This is a genomic window from Lactobacillus sp. XV31L (assembly GCF_059900865.1).
Window position 1 is genome coordinate 83,283 of sequence record NZ_JBWXGC010000008.1, and the last position, 15,641, is coordinate 98,923.

At 42.4% G+C, this 15,641-nt stretch carries 19 protein-coding genes; 3 read left to right on the plus strand and 16 right to left on the minus strand.

Annotated elements, in window-relative coordinates; all coding sequences use genetic code 11:
* Nucleotides 1-16: 16 nt before the first annotated feature.
* Complete coding sequence (rsmG, locus tag AC2JF7_RS06705; protein WP_500727917.1) at nucleotides 17-739, minus strand: 16S rRNA (guanine(527)-N(7))-methyltransferase RsmG; 723 nt, start codon at nucleotides 737-739, stop codon at nucleotides 17-19.
* A gap of 157 nt (nucleotides 740-896) precedes the next feature.
* On the opposite strand from rsmG, the gene AC2JF7_RS06710 reads away from it, so the two are divergent.
* Complete coding sequence (locus tag AC2JF7_RS06710; protein ID WP_500727918.1) at nucleotides 897-1,433, plus strand: CvpA family protein; 537 nt, start codon at nucleotides 897-899, stop codon at nucleotides 1,431-1,433.
* Between the two features lie 131 nt (nucleotides 1,434-1,564).
* Nucleotides 1,565-2,515: a C39 family peptidase gene (locus tag AC2JF7_RS06715; protein WP_500727919.1), complete on the plus strand. Its 951-nt coding sequence runs from the start codon at nucleotides 1,565-1,567 to the stop codon at nucleotides 2,513-2,515.
* A gap of 498 nt (nucleotides 2,516-3,013) precedes the next feature.
* Here the strand turns inward: AC2JF7_RS06715 and AC2JF7_RS06720 are convergent, their stop codons facing one another.
* The 15 genes from AC2JF7_RS06720 to yaaA form a co-directional block, all read right to left on the minus strand.
* Nucleotides 3,014-3,172, minus strand: coding sequence for a hypothetical protein (locus tag AC2JF7_RS06720; protein WP_500727920.1), 159 nt, complete (start codon nucleotides 3,170-3,172; stop codon nucleotides 3,014-3,016).
* A 72-nt stretch (nucleotides 3,173-3,244) separates the two neighbouring features.
* Nucleotides 3,245-3,874 (minus strand): putative bacteriocin export ABC transporter, encoded by a 630-nt coding sequence (locus AC2JF7_RS06725; protein ID WP_500727921.1) that lies wholly within the window; start codon nucleotides 3,872-3,874, stop codon nucleotides 3,245-3,247.
* Between the two features lie 4 nt (nucleotides 3,875-3,878).
* The gene (locus AC2JF7_RS06730; RefSeq protein ID WP_500727922.1) at nucleotides 3,879-5,936 is read right to left on the minus strand and encodes a DUF1430 domain-containing protein; all 2,058 of its coding nucleotides are present in this window, start codon (nucleotides 5,934-5,936) and stop codon (nucleotides 3,879-3,881) included.
* 190 nt (nucleotides 5,937-6,126) lie between these two features.
* Nucleotides 6,127-6,420 (minus strand): lactococcin 972 family bacteriocin, encoded by a 294-nt coding sequence (locus AC2JF7_RS06735; RefSeq protein ID WP_500727923.1) that lies wholly within the window; start codon nucleotides 6,418-6,420, stop codon nucleotides 6,127-6,129.
* Nucleotides 6,421-6,559: 139 nt separating this feature from the next.
* The gene (locus tag AC2JF7_RS06740) at nucleotides 6,560-7,483 is read right to left on the minus strand and encodes an FAD:protein FMN transferase (RefSeq protein WP_500727924.1); all 924 of its coding nucleotides are present in this window, start codon (nucleotides 7,481-7,483) and stop codon (nucleotides 6,560-6,562) included.
* 11 nt (nucleotides 7,484-7,494) lie between these two features.
* Nucleotides 7,495-8,286, minus strand: a complete 792-nt coding sequence (locus AC2JF7_RS06745; protein ID WP_500727925.1) for a tyrosine-protein phosphatase — start codon at nucleotides 8,284-8,286, stop codon at nucleotides 7,495-7,497.
* Between the two features lie 85 nt (nucleotides 8,287-8,371).
* On the minus strand, nucleotides 8,372-8,920 hold the full coding sequence (locus AC2JF7_RS06750) for an NADPH-dependent FMN reductase (protein ID WP_500727926.1): 549 nt from the start codon (nucleotides 8,918-8,920) through the stop codon (nucleotides 8,372-8,374).
* A gap of 12 nt (nucleotides 8,921-8,932) precedes the next feature.
* Nucleotides 8,933-9,472 carry an NADPH-dependent FMN reductase gene (locus AC2JF7_RS06755; RefSeq protein WP_500727927.1) on the minus strand — a complete coding sequence of 180 codons (540 nt, stop codon included), beginning with the start codon at nucleotides 9,470-9,472 and terminating at the stop codon, nucleotides 8,933-8,935.
* 138 nt (nucleotides 9,473-9,610) lie between these two features.
* Complete coding sequence (locus AC2JF7_RS06760) at nucleotides 9,611-10,228, minus strand: TetR/AcrR family transcriptional regulator (protein ID WP_500727928.1); 618 nt, start codon at nucleotides 10,226-10,228, stop codon at nucleotides 9,611-9,613.
* Between the two features lie 15 nt (nucleotides 10,229-10,243).
* Nucleotides 10,244-10,465: a hypothetical protein gene (locus tag AC2JF7_RS06765; protein ID WP_500727929.1), complete on the minus strand. Its 222-nt coding sequence runs from the start codon at nucleotides 10,463-10,465 to the stop codon at nucleotides 10,244-10,246.
* A 422-nt stretch (nucleotides 10,466-10,887) separates the two neighbouring features.
* Entirely contained in the window at nucleotides 10,888-11,562 is a 675-nt protein-coding gene (locus AC2JF7_RS06770; protein ID WP_500727930.1) for an ABC transporter ATP-binding protein, read from the minus strand.
* Nucleotide 11,563: 1 nt separating this feature from the next.
* Nucleotides 11,564-12,625, minus strand: a complete 1,062-nt coding sequence (locus tag AC2JF7_RS06775) for an ABC transporter permease (RefSeq protein ID WP_500727931.1) — start codon at nucleotides 12,623-12,625, stop codon at nucleotides 11,564-11,566.
* The gene (locus AC2JF7_RS06780) at nucleotides 12,625-13,167 is read right to left on the minus strand and encodes a TetR/AcrR family transcriptional regulator (protein WP_500727932.1); all 543 of its coding nucleotides are present in this window, start codon (nucleotides 13,165-13,167) and stop codon (nucleotides 12,625-12,627) included. Before AC2JF7_RS06780 ends, AC2JF7_RS06775 begins: the two co-directional genes overlap by 1 nt.
* Nucleotides 13,168-13,317: 150 nt before the next feature.
* Complete coding sequence (locus AC2JF7_RS06785) at nucleotides 13,318-13,920, minus strand: histidine phosphatase family protein (RefSeq protein WP_500727933.1); 603 nt, start codon at nucleotides 13,918-13,920, stop codon at nucleotides 13,318-13,320.
* Nucleotides 13,921-13,976: 56 nt separating this feature from the next.
* Complete coding sequence (gene yaaA / locus AC2JF7_RS06790) at nucleotides 13,977-14,744, minus strand: peroxide stress protein YaaA (protein WP_500727934.1); 768 nt, start codon at nucleotides 14,742-14,744, stop codon at nucleotides 13,977-13,979.
* 62 nt (nucleotides 14,745-14,806) lie between these two features.
* Here yaaA and AC2JF7_RS06795 point away from each other — a divergent pair, with 62 nt between their 5' ends.
* Nucleotides 14,807-15,463, plus strand: a complete 657-nt coding sequence (locus AC2JF7_RS06795) for a hypothetical protein (protein WP_500727935.1) — start codon at nucleotides 14,807-14,809, stop codon at nucleotides 15,461-15,463.
* The last annotated feature ends 178 nt before the right edge of the window (nucleotides 15,464-15,641 follow it).

Consider the following 15,641-nt stretch of genomic DNA (forward strand, 5'->3'; position numbering starts at 1 on the left):
TTGCGTCTCCCTTTTTTTACTGAATTGGTTTACGGTGCGGTGTTCCCGCTTGCCGTGGATATTTCTTGGGTGTGGCCTTTATCTTTTGCACAAGAATCAGCGTTCTTTCTTCATCACTGCCAGGCAGCTGCAGTTCTTCACTCTGCATCACTTGGCCACCCAAAACTGCAAGTGCCTTTTGCCCGCTTTCGAGTTCACTGGCAGCTTTGAGGCCTTTAAGCGCAATGAAGTAGCTGCCTAATTTAACTAGCGGCAGGCAATACTCGCTTAAAACTGCCATATTGGCCACCGCACGCGCCGTTACAAGATCAAATTGTTCGCGGTACAGCTTATTTTGCCCAATGTCTTCAGCCCGACCATGAACTAACGCAACTTCTTTTAGGCCTAACTGGTCAACTAAATTTTGCAAAAAAGTTAGACGTTTGCCCAAAGAGTCAACAATGGTCACTTTGAGGTCAGGCCGCAAAATCTTGAGGGGAATTGAAGGAAAGCCAGCTCCAGCTCCGACATCACACAAACTGCTGCCTTGCTTAAAGACCTCACTAAAGACAAGCAGGGGCGTGATACTATCGAAGAAATGCTTCAGATAGACTTCGCCTTCTTCGGTTATCCGCGTAAGGTTGACATGCTGATTTTCTGCCAGCAGACTAGTAAAGTATTGGTTAAACTGGTTGACTTGCTGGTCAGTTAATTTAAAATTACGCTTTGATAATTCTTGGACAAATTGTTCAGGACTCATTTTTCACCCGTGAAACCTTGTTTCACACCCTTTAAATTTAACGCTAAAAATGGCTTATTGTAAAGCCATTACATCCCCTTAATTATGAAATATTTTTCGACACTCGTCAAAGTCTAATTATTTAAAGTAGACTATAATATTGTCAAAGGAGAAAAACATGATTGTTACCTTAATTGTTTTAGTCTATCTGGCCCTCAAAACTTACCGTGGTTACCAGACTGGTTTTACCCGGTTGATTTTTAACCTGGTTTTTGCGGCAATCGTTTTTATTGCTGCCATTCTGCTGCAAAATCCGCTTGGCAACTTTATTTATGGGCAAGTCACCGGGCAAAATATTCAAACTACGCTAACTCCAGGGGCCAACTTGATGCTCTTTCGCTTTTTGGCCTTTTTTATTATTTTATTTGTGGGCAAATTGGTTACCAAGATGTTCAAATCTTGGCTGCCCACGAAGAATCCCCATACAACGAACTTTGGCACTATCTTAAATGGCGTCTTGGGGGCGATTGTGTCTTTTTTTGCCAGTTATTTTTTTATTTATATCATTCTTTCAATGCTTAATGCTCTGCAAAATCCGTGGTTCATCCAGCAAACACTTGATTCTTCTTTCTTGCGTTTTATTATTTACAGTACACCGGGTTTGTCCAACGGGTTGTTCAACAGCATCTTCAGTATTAGTCGGACAACTGCATAAGGCCAGCATTGGCAACTCGCCCGCGTAATTGCTCTATCACCTGTCTAAACTTGGGCTTAATAGACTGCTAGATAGCTTTGTAGTATACTGTTCATGTAATTAGACCATTTATGAATTCATGGGAGGACAATGTGAAAAGAAAATTTGCACTAAAGAAATTTGTGACCGTCGCTGCCGCTATCGCACTAGCAGCACCAATTTGCACCAGCACCCTTAGTTCAGTTGCCAGTGCCGATACAAGCAGTCAGCCAAAACAGAACCTGGAAACTGGTTTAAAAGACCAAAGCAAGAAGGTAAAGACCTTCAAGGTAGCAGTTGTCAAAAAGAACTATGGTATCTACCAAGGAAACTTTGCAAACAAGCAGGGTGCCAAAAAGTACTTCCACCAAACTTTCAACGTTAACCACACCTTTACCCACAACGGTAAAAAATACTACTGGCTCAACAAAAAAGGACACTCGGCAATTGGCTACATTAACCAAAAGGCTGTGGCCAAGCCCAACCAAGCTAAACTAGTTGACGATCCATACGTAAGTCAATACACGCCCGTCAAGACCCCGTGGGGCTGTGCCGGGGCTTCAATGGCCATGCTGCTAGGTTCACAGGGACAAAAGATTACCACTAACTTGCTCAAAAAGATCCAGAACAATCTGCCAATGCAGCCTACCAAGGGCGGACAAAAGGGCAATGTTTATACTGGAGTCGGCTTTGGCTATGTGATCAGTCCCGGTGCCTTAGCCAAGTATGCCCGCACCTTTAAGAGGGGTAAGAAGGTTATTAACGTTTCTGGTAAGAAGTTAACTGTCAACGACATGAAGATGTATGTTCAAGCTGGCAAGCCCGTTCTATATTATGGCTTTTCCTCCTACCAAAAACCAGGCGACTATAACCGCAACCACTGTAAGGTTATTACTGGTTATAAAAAGGGAAAGTTCCGTGTTTATGACCCGCTCTACTATTCTGCAACAGATGGCGCTGGAACTGGCGGCAAGAACATGAAGTATGACCACGGCGCCATTGCCTGGGTGCCCAAGTCAGCCATTCAAGCAGAATTTTGCCACAAGGCGCTGACTATTAAATAAAATGACTCAAAATGAAGTTAACCCCTAGAATTAGACGTTAACATTAATTTATATTCGCTAAGGCCGTATTCCGATATTCAATTGGAGTGCGGCCTTTTAGCGTGTGTCTGATGCTAGTTTGACTGTAGTATTTAATCCACTTTTCCATGACTTCCTGCAGCGCCTTTCTGGGTGGGATGCGTAGTAGCCTAGTCCAACCTTCCTGACGTGAAAGAGGCTTTCGCAGGCCGCATTTTTCCGCCAAAAAATCGCATAGAAGAAAACCAAGTCATTTCCGACTACCAATAATTAGTCAAAAATAATTGCGCAAATTTAGAACTAACCAGGAATTAGTCTTTGATAAAGCTAATACTGCTAAGGAGAAGAGAATCGCTTTTCTTCATTATCGTTTTGCTTTTTTAGGAATCTTTATTGGAACTATTTCTTCGAAAATAATGCAATGGTTAGTTTCAACTGTTGATCAAAATTTTGGGGCATCGTCCATGGGAGCTTTAAATACTATCCTTTGTGTGCATTTGTCATTGAAAGACATATCCAGCTTTTATCCGTATGCCATAAAACTTTGCGGGAAATAGTTGCAGCTACAGAGCGGCTGCTATAGCTTTCTTTAAGCATGTTAAGTGCCTGTAATTTTTGTTCAACGGTAAATTTAACCATAATAAAACCCTCCAGATGAATTTGAGTCCAATCTAGAGGGTTAACTTCAAAATTTAAACTTGGGCGTCTTTTTTATAATTCAATTACCTTGGAACAATAGCCAGCCACCACGGGATCATGTGTAACAATCACCAGCGTCTTGCCCATCATGTTTAGCTGTCTTAATTCCTTCATAATAATGTCGCGGTTCTGCTCGTCCAGCGACCCGGTCGGCTCATCCGCCAGAATTAACTGGCTGGGTTTAATTACGGCCCGGGCGACAGCAACCCATTGCTGCTGGCCACCAGAAAGCTCATAAACCTTGCTGTCCTTATAATCTTCAAGACCAACCCGCCTGAGCGTCTCGTCAATCTGCCTTATCTTAGCCGCTTTGTCCTTCCTAACATATTTCTGCGCCAAGACCAGATTTTGGGCAACGGTCTGATTATCGATCAGAGCAAAGTTTTGAAAGATGTAATTAATCTTATTGCGAATCTGCCGGTTTGCCTGCCTGCTGTTGGGCTTAATGTTACTTTGCCCGTCGAAAATATAGCTGCCAGAATCAAAGCTATCAATTAATCCAAGGATGTTTAATAAAGTCGACTTGCCACTGCCACTGGCACCCATAATGGCTACCATCTCTTTGTCCTTGACTTCTAAATTCAAATTCTGAAAGACGTTCTTGCGTCCAAAGGATTTGGTTAAATTGTGGATTTCAATCATTGTCTCACCCGCCCTTCAATACTTGAACAATATTCTGGTTTTCCTGGCCGATAAAGATGATCAGCGTCACCAATAGGTCAACCCCTGCTAACAGTACACCAACCAGCAATGCCCCAGTGCTCTTGCCCCAAAAGCAGGCTACGCCGATTTGAACTGCATATAGGCTTAATAAGAGGATGATAGCCATGCTGTAACGGTCAATGACCTTAAAGCCCAGCAGGCGCAAAATCGATAACTTCCGCTCATTGGTTCTGAAATAGAGGACCGCGCTGAAGGCCGAAACGACCAGTGAGATCGTAAAGGTAACTCCTAGCAGAGTCAGTGAAAGCAGCAGGCCCAAGCGATATGTAATAGTAAGATCATTGGCAAGCGAAGCTGCCGTTGCGAACTTTATCCGGATGCCCCGCATGTATTCAGCCCGGCCTAAACGCTTAATCAGCGCCCGGTTATGCCGGTTATTTTTGATTCTGATGGGATTAATCAGACCCGAAGCGGACAGCTGTAGTTCACTCCAGTGATCCAGGTGGTCCGAATCAATCAATTCATAGATTGGCCGCTTAAAAAGCTTAAGCTGTTCATTGAGATAAACCGGAGTCGCTGGCGCAGACCGATAGTACACAATATTTACCTGTGTTTTTGCCAAGTCTTTTTCCGACTTGTCTGACCGGTCAAGGACAAGTAGTTTAGTCAGTTTAGTTACCTTGTCATGATCCTTCCTCATTTCAATCGGCACGTAGAATGTGTTTTTCAGCCCCGCAGATGCATTTAGACCAAGACGCTTAAGGTAGTTTCGATTAATCCGCACCATCTGGTAACTGTCCTTTGGGGCAAAGCTGCCAGCAACCTTGAAGCGAGCCAGGTTCCTTTGCGGGTTAGTGATTGCACCGGACACAAAATAGGCATTGCTCCTTTTTTCCAGGTCATTAAAGAAGCGTCCTATCTTGGCCTCATTCTTGCCATTATGGACATCGTCGTTTCTAATGGTTTCGGCAGAAACAAGACTAGTTCGTTCCGCCGTCAGGTAGCTGCCCAAGCGGGCCACCCTGTCGTATTGTCTGTTTTTTTCATTGATTTCCTTAATATTAACCAATCCGCCTATTAGCAATACTGTGGTCAATACTACCGTGGCAATCTTGATTACTAGTGTGATAGCCATGCCCAGGTTGAAGTTGATGCCCTGCTTTAGCAGCGTAATGATTCGAATACTCCTAATCAGGGCAAGTGCGATGAGAATAGACAGGGCAAAAATCATGACGACAGCCAGCTGGCTAACTAGCACCCACTTGGCAAAGCCAGCTGGCCAGTAAGCGAAAAACAATCTGATTCCGATATCAAAAAGCAAGCTAGCTCCAAGTAGGGACACAAGCGGCAACGTGAACAGCTTCCCTACCACGTCCAAGTTAGACATGCCCAACAGTTTGTACACGCCGATTTGCTTAACGCTTGTCAGTGGTATCGAAAAGGTGGCGAGGACTGTTAGCACAGCCAGTATTAGGAACAAGGCCAGATAAATCATCAGCGTCCTATTAACATACTCCTTTTTGGAAAACACTTTGGGCGTCAATAGGTCCTTCTCATTCGTATTAAAAAATGCAGCTAATTTGCGCACAACTGCCCTGCGGTGCCTCGAGCTTCCGATAACCGTGTAGACGCCGTTCACGGACTTGTTATCCTTGCCCCAAAACTTGTCGAGGCTCTGCAGCCTGATACGCTCGCTTTTCCAGAACACGGGGATATCCCTGCCATGTACATACGTAGTCTTCTTGTTGGGAAAGAGATTAAACTTCTTATTTCGGGCGAAGAATTCATAATAGGGGAAGCTGGCCTTGTTGGCTACAGCCGACTTGATTACGGTTTCCCCGCCATAATCGGTCTTGATCATCGTCAAGCCATACCTGCCAGCCATGCGCTTAAAAAAGGGCAACGTCTCGTCTGCCGTGCGTGGACTATTAGACAAGTACACCTTAAACGAGTTTGATGTCTCCTCTATTTTCTCAATCCGATCTTGGTCCTTAGTTTGGTAAATGTTGATTACCAATAGACCCGCCAGAACGGTCATCATTACCAAGAATAGGCTAACTACTTTTTTGATAAGATCACTTCCTTTCAGTTGTAATAATATTAGTAAATAAAATAGTATTATTGTGTATATCAGTAAAAACTCTTGCATACTTTTAGAAAAGAAAATTTTTCTAAATAATTGCGTATGCAAGAGTAGTAGGCAATAAAGGAAATTAATTAGTTATTTGTTATTATTCATAACTCCACCAATAATTTAGCCCTGTAGCCGGAATTTTGGTATACGTTGCTTGAGACCAATTTCCAGCTCTAGCAACAGCCTTATTCCGATTACTTTTACTGGTTCCAACCGCCGAACCATGTCTACGAGCAGTGTGAAGATAATCGGAATAGCCAAATATACCACTCCAACCTATTCCATAGTTCCATATGCCACCACCAACATTTTGTGCTAGTGTAGTGGTGGCTGTGCCAGTAAGTCCTAAAGAAGTAACTATAGTAGCGATTGACAATATCTTTTTAAACATGTAATTCGCCTCCTGATTTACTAACCCATATATTGCCTATATAAAATATAGCATAATATACATAAAAAAAGCAAGCGCTTACATATCACAAAAAATAAAAAGACCAACTGAGCTCCTTGCCCGGTTGGCCTAATAGTCTTTAAAAGTTATCGTATTCGACACGCTCATCATTATACACAAAGACGGCACCCAAACGGTCTGGATCATCATGCCAATTAGGTAGTGGATGCCCAGCAAAAAACAGCCGCTTACATTCAATCTCGGCTTCGACCGAATCTTTGGTAAAGGTGGTTACGCCCGCCAAGTCGGTTTCCACCGGATAGCCCGTGCGAGGGTCAATTAGGTGGTGGTACTTGTGCCCATCGACAACTAAGTAGCGCTCATAGGTCCCACTAGTAACAGCTGAGCACTGTCCTACCATCACAGAGGCAATGTTTTTGCCACGCGGTTCTTTGGGATCCTGTACCCCGATTGTCCACTGACCGCTTTTTCTTTTAGGTGAATCACCTACCAGCAACACGTTACCACCCAGGTTGATAATTCCTGACTGTACACCGTATGCACGCCAAAAGTCACGAATGCGGTCTGCAATCCAGCCCTTGGCAATACCGCCCAAGTCCAGTTCCATACCTTTTTCCTTCAAGAAGACAGACTGGTTTTGATCATTTAATTCGACTTTGAAAGGGTCAATGAGCTTCATTTTTTCCTTGATTTGCTCATCAGTTGGCACATGGGCGTCCTTGAAGCCAATTGACCATAGTTTGACCAGGGGCCCAATCAGTGCATTAAAACCAAAGTTAGCCCGGCTCTCCTTAACTGCTAGCTTAACCAAGCTATAGGTGCCGCTGGAAAGCTGGACGGCTTTTTTACCAGCAGCGTGGTTGACGTCCATTACTTCAGAATGATCACGGTTAACCGTCAGTAAGTCTTCATAGTGGTCAATCAAGTCAAAAGACTCTTCAATTACACGTTTGTCTTGAGCACCAAAAACCTGCAGGGTAATTGTTGTGCCCAAGGCATGGTGTTGACCGACTTCTTGTTCTAAAGCTAAATTTTCAATCATGTTATTAATTCCTAATTTTCTAAATATTTTTCTCTTAATACTTCTTGCAGACCTTGATCAATAGCTAATTCATTCGCAATATATGCGTCAAGGCCACCAAAGTTTTCATTAATCGTAATAAGACTGGTATCCAAAAAGACATTGGCCACTGATCCCAGAACGCGCATGTTGGCCCGAAAACGGTCGTTTTCACCCGCTTTTTTAAAACGGCGATCACGCACTGCCCGGTAGTCACTAAGCATACAGTTAGAATACAAGTAGTCGCGCCTGATTGTTTCCATGTCTACGCCCAAGACGTAAAGAAGGATAACTGTAACTAGCCCGGTGCGGTCCTTCCCTTCTGAACAATGGTAGAGAACTGCCCCGCCAGATGATTCAGCCAGCAATGCCAGAATCTTGTGAAAACTTTCTTGGGAATCCTTAGAAAGAATGTGTCGGTTATACCGCTTGCACATCATGCGCAAGCCTGCATACTGGTCGCGCCGGTATGCAGCAAACTCTTCCTGCATGTCTAAGCCATGGCCGCCAGTATTTTCTTCAACTGACAGAGGGTACTCGTAATGGGTCACTCCTGCGATAAGCTTATCAGGATTATTCCGGCACTCAGCTGGTGAACGCAGGTCGATAATTTTATTTAAGCCATAAGCAAGCAAGAACTGCTCATCTTCAGGCGTTATCGCACTAATATTGCCAGTCCGCAACAAGCGATGACACTTAATTTTGCGGCCGTCAAAACCACAATACCCGCCTAAGTCGCGTGGATTGCGTACTGATTTTACCGGTAAGACAAGAGGAGCAGACATAGGAGATCCTTTCTAAAAATAAAAATAGCCGGACAGTTGTTCCTATCCGGCTATTTTACTCTCTGCTAGTCAATCTAGCAAAAATTTATTTATTTGCTTGTTTCACAAACTTGATGAAGGTGTCAACCAAGCCTTCTACTTGCTTGATAGTTGCTTCATCAGTGAGTTCACCAGTTTCTTTGTCAAACTTAGATGGGGCTTGACCAATCAAAACTTCGTTGCCTGGCAACACATTGGCACTCATATCAGGTGAAAGTAAAATTTCACGGATATCTTCTTGGGCACGGCTAGTACCTTGTCCACCAAAGGAAGCACCTAAAACAGCAACTGGCTTCATCTTCATCACATTCGGGCCAGCGTGTGAACCAAGCCATTCAAGACTGCTCTTTAAAGCAGCTGGAATAGTGTGGTCATATTCAGGCGTTGTGATAATAATGCCGTCAGCACTCTTAATATCTTCAATCCAAGCCTTGATTGAGTCGTCAGCCATTTGCGTCCTGCAAAATGGAGTCAACTTGTCAATTTCTTTTACTTCAATGTCTGCCTTGTCACCACAATGCTTAGCAATAAATTGTGCTAAGAAGCGATTATATGAGAAAGGTGCATTTGTACCAACAATTGTTAATAATTTCATTCTTGGTCCCCCTTACTTAGTAACTTGCGCATACCACTCGTCAACTTCATCAAAGAAGTGGCCCAAGAATTCAACAGTAGACTTGTCTTTCAAGTCGCCATTGTCATCAAATTGTGCCGGTGCGGTACCCATCATAAATTCATCACCATTAAAGACATCAGCACCAAAGCCAGGAGCCGTCAATAAGCTCTTCAACCGACTTTGTGAACGTGCAGCCCCTTGAGGCATTGGCGAAGTTGAAACAATAACAACTGGCTTGCCCTTAAACGGGTGGATGTCACATGACAGCCATTCAAGTGCGCTACTCATGGCACTAGTCACTGAGTGCTGTTGTTCTGGTGAACCAAGTAATACCAAATCTGCAGCCTCAATCTCTTGAGCTAGAGTCTTAACAGATTCAGGGATGCTTTCACCCTCTTTAAACATTGGAATACCTTTTACAGTTGCCAGTTTAAAGTCGTATTTATCAGCAAAATGCTTAGAAATAAACTTAAGCAATGCTTCATTAAATGAATTATTGGCATTTGAGCCAGATAATGCAAGGATTTTCATAAAAAACCACCTTTCGGAAAACTAATTTCTGTTCACATTATAGCATTTTTCACATTCATTTGATATTAACTTGCTTAACGAACGCTTCGACTATATAAATAAAAAGGACAACGTATAATCGCTGCCGCTATTTCTAACTTATTCTTTGATGTTTTTCTTGTTGCCATCCGTTTCAAATAGTGAAACTTTGCTGGTTTTACTCAACCAGTCATTCATAATCGCATCATTGATTTGTGCTGACAACACGTTAACAATCTGCACCTGAGAAAATTTGGCAATCCTGTTCACAATTAACGAGGCAATACCAATCGTAGTAATCCAATTTGCAATAACAATATTTTTGATTTTTTCATTAGAGTATTTGGTATCTTTATACTGCTCTTTGAACCTGGCAACACCTAGGTCAATTAGCGTGTTGGCAATTATTTCACTACCAAACTTGCCGTTAACGAACATTGCGCGAAAGAGATTCTCATGATCCTGGGCAAATTCAATATAAGATAAGTCAACATCAATTAGCGGCTTACCCGTATGTTCAACTTGAAGGATATTAGTTTTCAAGTTCTCAACAATCTTATGCAATACTTCCTTACGCAGCTCACTCATATTGTTAAATTCAAGGTACAAAGGTTGCGTTGAAAAGTGTCCTGCCTTAGCAATGCTACGGGCAGTCAGACTCTCAATTCCATCCCTGACAACCATTTTATAAGCTATGTTTAAAATCTTATTTCTGCCAATTTCTTTTTTTCTTGCCATCTTGGTTACCTACCGCTAGGCGTTACTGTCTAGAAATTCATCGTAATAAGACGAAACCATGTCCGTCACTTCAGCTTTACTTAACCCTTGCGATGCACAAAAAGACAAGAAAGCAGCGGACAAGATATAGCCGCGTTCACTATCATCAGTTAAGTCATCAGAAAAGTTCATGTTTATACTATTATTTTGATAATCGGTTGATAATTCAATTGATTTATCATTTGGAATTTCATTCATTGTTATACCTCAACTTAAAAACATTTTGCCAACCTAAGCTATCTTTATATAGTTTAAATAAAAAGATAAAAATCAATAACATATGCACATATGATTAGTGCCCATCCAACAATTACTCAACCACCAAAAAGTAAATAAAAATACCAACTTTCTGTATTAATTAATAATTGTACAATTTTTAACAATCATTGCAAGTTATCTAATGCCAGTTATCTAGTATTATAATAGTAAACCAAAAAGCCCTTTGTCAAGGGTTAAAGCTTTTAGCCCTAATGATTTCCGTTATTTTAACCAGCTTACCCACCATTTTTCAAATAACTTGTACGTACACAGAAAAAGTGCTGTATTTGTGTTTAGCACAATAACATCACTTCTAATTAACATCTTTAATTATTAGGCGATTCTGCTCAAACCGTCCTCGACTACTTTTGCTTGGCCATTTCACCATCCATCATTTTATAAATGTGGTCAGCATATTTTTCGAGTCGCGGATCATGAGTTACCAGAATAACCGCCTTTTGGTAGTCTTTAGCCAAATCCTTAAAGAGCTTGCCTACTTCGTTAACATTTTTACTATCAAGCGAAGCAGTCGGTTCATCCGCTAGCAGAACTTCTGGATTAGCATAAAGCGCACGAGCAATCGCAGCACGCTGTTGCTGACCGCCAGATAGTTCACTGGGATACTTATTGACGAGCGCCGTAATGCCGAGTCGCTCAAGCAGCTTTTGTAAGACAGCTTTATTAATATTACAACTTTTTTTGACATGGTCCACTAGTTCGAACTGCTCCTTCACCGTTAAAAAGGGAACAAGGTTGTAAGACTGTAGGACAAAACCAATATGATTTAAGCGCAAATTATTATTTTCTCTGCTGGAAAGCTGGGCAATATTTTGGTTGTTAATCAATACCTGTCCTGAAGTTGGCTTTTGCAGTGAACCAGCTATTGTTAAGAATGTGCTTTTACCAGCACCAGATGGTCCCATGATGAGAACAACTTCACCCTTATTAGCCTTAAAGTCAATCTTCTTAAGTGCAGCCACTTCAGTTGCACCCTTGCCGTAAATCTTTTGGACATACTTTAATTCAATAATTGCCATCTTATTCTCCTATCGCTTGTGCTGGGTCTACTTTCAGAATTGACCTGACCGGAATCAGGCTGCCAATAATACCCGTTACGAGCAAGCCAACTGTGCCACTGATCATGATCTGGGGTGTAAAACTCATTGGAACTGCTGCAGGAAGAACCTTAGCAGTCGCCAGCATTGCCACAAGTCCGATCACTACACCACAAACAACTAAGATAATAGATTGATCAATAGTGGCCTTGATTAGGGTGCTGCTATGAATCCCTTGTGCACGCATAACCGCATAATTATGCATCTTTTGAATAGTCAAAATATACAAAAAGACCGCAATGATAATTAAGGAAATCACAAAGAGAAAGCCAATCATCAGTTGGAATGTCATGTTCTGGGCGGTATAGCCTGGCAACTTGCTGATAAATGTCTTGATGGGGTACGTCTTGCTGTTTTCATGGTTATAGCTGAAGTTAGCTTGGCGGGAAATAATCGCCGATGCACGCATTTCTGGCATCCCTTGACGCAGCCTCTTCCAAGTTACAAGCGTGCCATAAATAATTGGTGCAATATTTATTTTGGCATTTTTAGCAAAACCAACTATCTGGAATTTCTTGTTCAAGCCATTTAGTTCCAACTGGTCACCAAGCTTGTAGCCCTTAATTTTAAAAGCCTGGTCAACCACAATCTCATTGCTTGCTTTAGCTTTTCTACCTGAAAGCAAGTTCAACCCGCGGTAGATGAACTGGGACTTTTTAATTCCAATGAACTGCGCTGAAACCTGAGGCCGCTGCTTATCCTTGACAACCACAGGAGTTTGACCAACCAGTGCCTCATCCTCGCTTATTGTGGCATCTTTCAAGTCACTTTTAGTCAAAACCGACTGGCTCATATTGACATTAGCGTTCTTGTTCAGGACTACTCGTTTGGCATTCCAGGATTCAAGCGCCTGCGTATTTTCACTTGCTAGCCCAACTGCCAGCGATGACAACACAAAAATCAAGTAGCTGATCAGAAAAATCATCAAAATAATCAGACCATAACGCAATTTTTCTCGTTTAATTTCTTTAATTGCTAAAAACACTAATTTACTCCCTTTTCCAACAACTCAAGTCCTGCCTTAAAGCGCAGCAATACTGCTTCTTTTTGCCCTGGATCCTCAAGAACTTGGTGAATCGCTGCATGACTGAGAACCATTGCGCTCCAGGTTTGCGGATTCAACTTGCTTAGCGTGACTGGCGAAAATGGCTGTGCAACTAGATTTTCATTAAACAGCACATGCATTCTGATTAGTTGCGCATACTTACTCGACTGAGTCTGCTCAATAAAACCGACTACAGCCTGGTAATAAACCTGCGCGTCAAAATCAGCCTGCTGTCTAATGCCTGCATGTATTTCCTGCATCGCTTGCTGGTAAAGGTAGCGGTATGCATCAGTTAAATCTTCAAAGTACTTGTAAAAAGCTCCACGAGCAATTCCTGCATCTTTGACAATTCTTGCAACTTGAGCTTTTTGCAGCGGATAATCACTGAATTCATGCAATAAAGCCTGCTGGACCAACTCTTTTTTCTTTGCCGGCAAGTTATTAAAAGTTGCTTTGACCATTTCGCCCACACCCTCTTTCATTAATAAGTGACACCGCGTCACTTTTAAAAATGATACTACTTGCAAAACGGACCGTCAAACGAAAAATCTTTTTTAGGATTGGTGCCCCCTAATCTTGGTCAGCTATTTTTCCCACAAAAAAAGCCCTTAATTAAGAGCTTTAGCATATTATTAAAAGGTTAAAACGCGGTTATAGTAATTGATGCGCCAAATGCCTGCACGGTAAGCAACCTTTGCCGTAGCGCAATTATCCATCGTCTCAAAGAAGTTCATATCGCCATCCGCAAACAAATGAGCAAACATCATGCGAATCAAGGTGCCGTGACAAACTACTAGGACTTGCTGTTTGGGATGATTTTGCAGAAGATCAGCAAGAAAGTCGCCGCAGCGGTGGTCAAGTTCAGCAAAAGTTTCACCGCTAGGTGCATACTTAACGTAATTTGCATCTGCTTTACCCCATGGATCAACTGCATCAGGGTATTTGCGCCCCAGTTCTTTAAGGTACTGCCCGTCCCACTCACCAAAGTTAAACTCTAATAGCCGCTGGTCGATGGTGATTTTTTTCTGGCCCTTGGTAAAAATCTGCGCCGTTGTTAATGCACGTTTCATAGGACTAGAGAACACGAAGTCAAAGGGCGCGGGATCAAAATTAGCTGCAGCTGCTTGAGCAACCGTCCGACCTGCATCATCCAAATCATGATCGAACAGGGCACCTTGGATACGGTTAGTCTTATTCAAATCAGTCTGACCATGGCGGACAAAAACAATTTCCATTGTAAACTTCACCTTTCATCTATTTTCTGCTAATGCCAGTATAACAGTTGTATTAGCTAGCGACGCTTGAAATCAAACTTTGTTTTGAAAACATAGGTGTTAGAACTGCTGTCTGTTGGACTATATTCAAAGCCAAAGTCGGTAAAGTCCTGCAGCTGTTCCGGCTGGGTCAGCTGCCCTTCGGCAATAAAACGAACCATTTCACCACGTGCCATCTTGGCATGGACGCCGACCGTCTTCCACTTGCCATTTTTTTCTTCTTGAAAAACAATGTTGATCATCTGGTGCTGGTCATTGACATAAGGAGCAACATTGCGGGAATATTCTTGTGAAGCAAGGTTAATCACCACATTATCTGCGCTAAAAAGGTTATCTGCTATCGTGCTTCCCCAAAATTTATACAAGTTAGGTTGCGTAAAACCCTGCACCTTGTTTTTCATTTCTAAGCGGTAGGGCCACACGCCGTCAAAGGGACGCAAAACGCCGTACAGGCCAGACAAGATACGGACATTTTCTTGCAGGTAATCAAGTGCCGGACTTGTAAACAGGTCTGGCGCCATATACTGGTATTGAATGCCCGAATAAGAAATAATTGCTGGGGTAAGGTTTGTCTTTTGCTCAAGGTCAAGTGTTTGAATTTGTCCCTGCCCTTCCTTTGTTGTACGGTCACTTGACTGCCAAATTTGCTTCAATTCGCTTAGACTGCACTGCTTGAGAAAGGCTGCTAATTCACTGGCTTGTGCGCTAAACTGCGGCTGCGAGCGAGCGGGAAATGACTCATGGTCAACCTTCATCTTCATTGCGGGTGAGATAATAATTTTCATCTTTCTTAATTGCCACCTTTTGCGTTAAACTTAATACTATATGTATTGAGGAGAGAGAACTAATGAATCCTGACTTTGCCATCATCCTAAATTTTAAACTAAAAGCAGCAAAAGATGTAGATGTTGACTTTTTAGTTAAGACTGCCCGCAATATTGGTGCCCGGGCTGTCGCAGCAGACAGCCAGCAAGAAGAGTTTGCCCAGGCTTGCAGCAAGTACATCATTGCGCAAGTTAACCCACAAACTGGCCTTGTCTTGACAGCTGACAACGCCATTGACCAAATCATTGAAAACCGCCGAGATGGTAAAAGCACCTACATTGACATTGCTCTGGATGCTAAAGGCAACTTGACCCAAGAAAATGCTGCAATGCTTGACCAAGTCAACCAATGGATGCACTTGTTTGGCCACGCCCTTAATGAAAATGAGCCATGCAACCTTAGTACTGACTGCGGCTTTATCTTGCAAAACCGCCACATGCACTACCAAAAATACCTTTTCCTGAAAAAGCCGCTGCCACAACAAGTAATTGTTACTGGCCTCAAGCAAGCACCCAACCGCATTGAAATGGTTGAAAACAGGACTGAACCGGCCTTTGCTTTTGAAAATAGCAAGTTGATTATCGACCTTACCACCATTGCCAGTGGCAAGCAAAATTGGCAGCTGATACGGCTTCAAGACCACCGCCCAGAAGATGACATCAAGGAAACCAAGTTTTAAGCAATAAATTGACAATAAGATAGGAAGACTAAATATTTAGTCTTCTTATTTTTTTCGAAAATTGCAATTTTAAGTTGAACACCCTACTTGATCTGATAGATGCAATCTAATCTTCTTTCATATAATTCATCGGGTGTGTGGTAGGCTAAGATCTTGCGGGGCAGGTTATTGCACCATT

What these genes read in the sequence shown, in the direction of transcription:
- AC2JF7_RS06785 (WP_500727933.1), bottom strand. Translation starts at nt 13,920, where the DNA reads ATGGAAATTGTTTTTGTCCGCCATGGTCAGACTGATTTGAATAAGACT.
- rsmG (WP_500727917.1), bottom strand. Translation starts at nt 739, where the DNA reads ATGAGTCCTGAACAATTTGTCCAAGAATTATCAAAGCGTAATTTTAAA.
- AC2JF7_RS06710 (WP_500727918.1), top strand. Translation starts at nt 897, where the DNA reads ATGATTGTTACCTTAATTGTTTTAGTCTATCTGGCCCTCAAAACTTAC.
- AC2JF7_RS06730 (WP_500727922.1), bottom strand. Translation starts at nt 5,936, where the DNA reads ATGATGACCGTTCTGGCGGGTCTATTGGTAATCAACATTTACCAAACT.
- AC2JF7_RS06795 (WP_500727935.1), top strand. Translation starts at nt 14,807, where the DNA reads ATGAATCCTGACTTTGCCATCATCCTAAATTTTAAACTAAAAGCAGCA.
- AC2JF7_RS06735 (WP_500727923.1), bottom strand. Translation starts at nt 6,420, where the DNA reads ATGTTTAAAAAGATATTGTCAATCGCTACTATAGTTACTTCTTTAGGA.
- AC2JF7_RS06760 (WP_500727928.1), bottom strand. Translation starts at nt 10,228, where the DNA reads ATGGCAAGAAAAAAAGAAATTGGCAGAAATAAGATTTTAAACATAGCT.
- AC2JF7_RS06780 (WP_500727932.1), bottom strand. Translation starts at nt 13,167, where the DNA reads ATGAAAGAGGGTGTGGGCGAAATGGTCAAAGCAACTTTTAATAACTTG.
- AC2JF7_RS06740 (WP_500727924.1), bottom strand. Translation starts at nt 7,483, where the DNA reads ATGATTGAAAATTTAGCTTTAGAACAAGAAGTCGGTCAACACCATGCC.
- AC2JF7_RS06725 (WP_500727921.1), bottom strand. Translation starts at nt 3,874, where the DNA reads ATGATTGAAATCCACAATTTAACCAAATCCTTTGGACGCAAGAACGTC.
- AC2JF7_RS06755 (WP_500727927.1), bottom strand. Translation starts at nt 9,472, where the DNA reads ATGAAAATCCTTGCATTATCTGGCTCAAATGCCAATAATTCATTTAAT.
- AC2JF7_RS06750 (WP_500727926.1), bottom strand. Translation starts at nt 8,920, where the DNA reads ATGAAATTATTAACAATTGTTGGTACAAATGCACCTTTCTCATATAAT.
- AC2JF7_RS06745 (WP_500727925.1), bottom strand. Translation starts at nt 8,286, where the DNA reads ATGTCTGCTCCTCTTGTCTTACCGGTAAAATCAGTACGCAATCCACGC.
- AC2JF7_RS06720 (WP_500727920.1), bottom strand. Translation starts at nt 3,172, where the DNA reads ATGGTTAAATTTACCGTTGAACAAAAATTACAGGCACTTAACATGCTT.
- yaaA (WP_500727934.1), bottom strand. Translation starts at nt 14,744, where the DNA reads ATGAAAATTATTATCTCACCCGCAATGAAGATGAAGGTTGACCATGAG.
- AC2JF7_RS06770 (WP_500727930.1), bottom strand. Translation starts at nt 11,562, where the DNA reads ATGGCAATTATTGAATTAAAGTATGTCCAAAAGATTTACGGCAAGGGT.
- AC2JF7_RS06765 (WP_500727929.1), bottom strand. Translation starts at nt 10,465, where the DNA reads ATGAATGAAATTCCAAATGATAAATCAATTGAATTATCAACCGATTAT.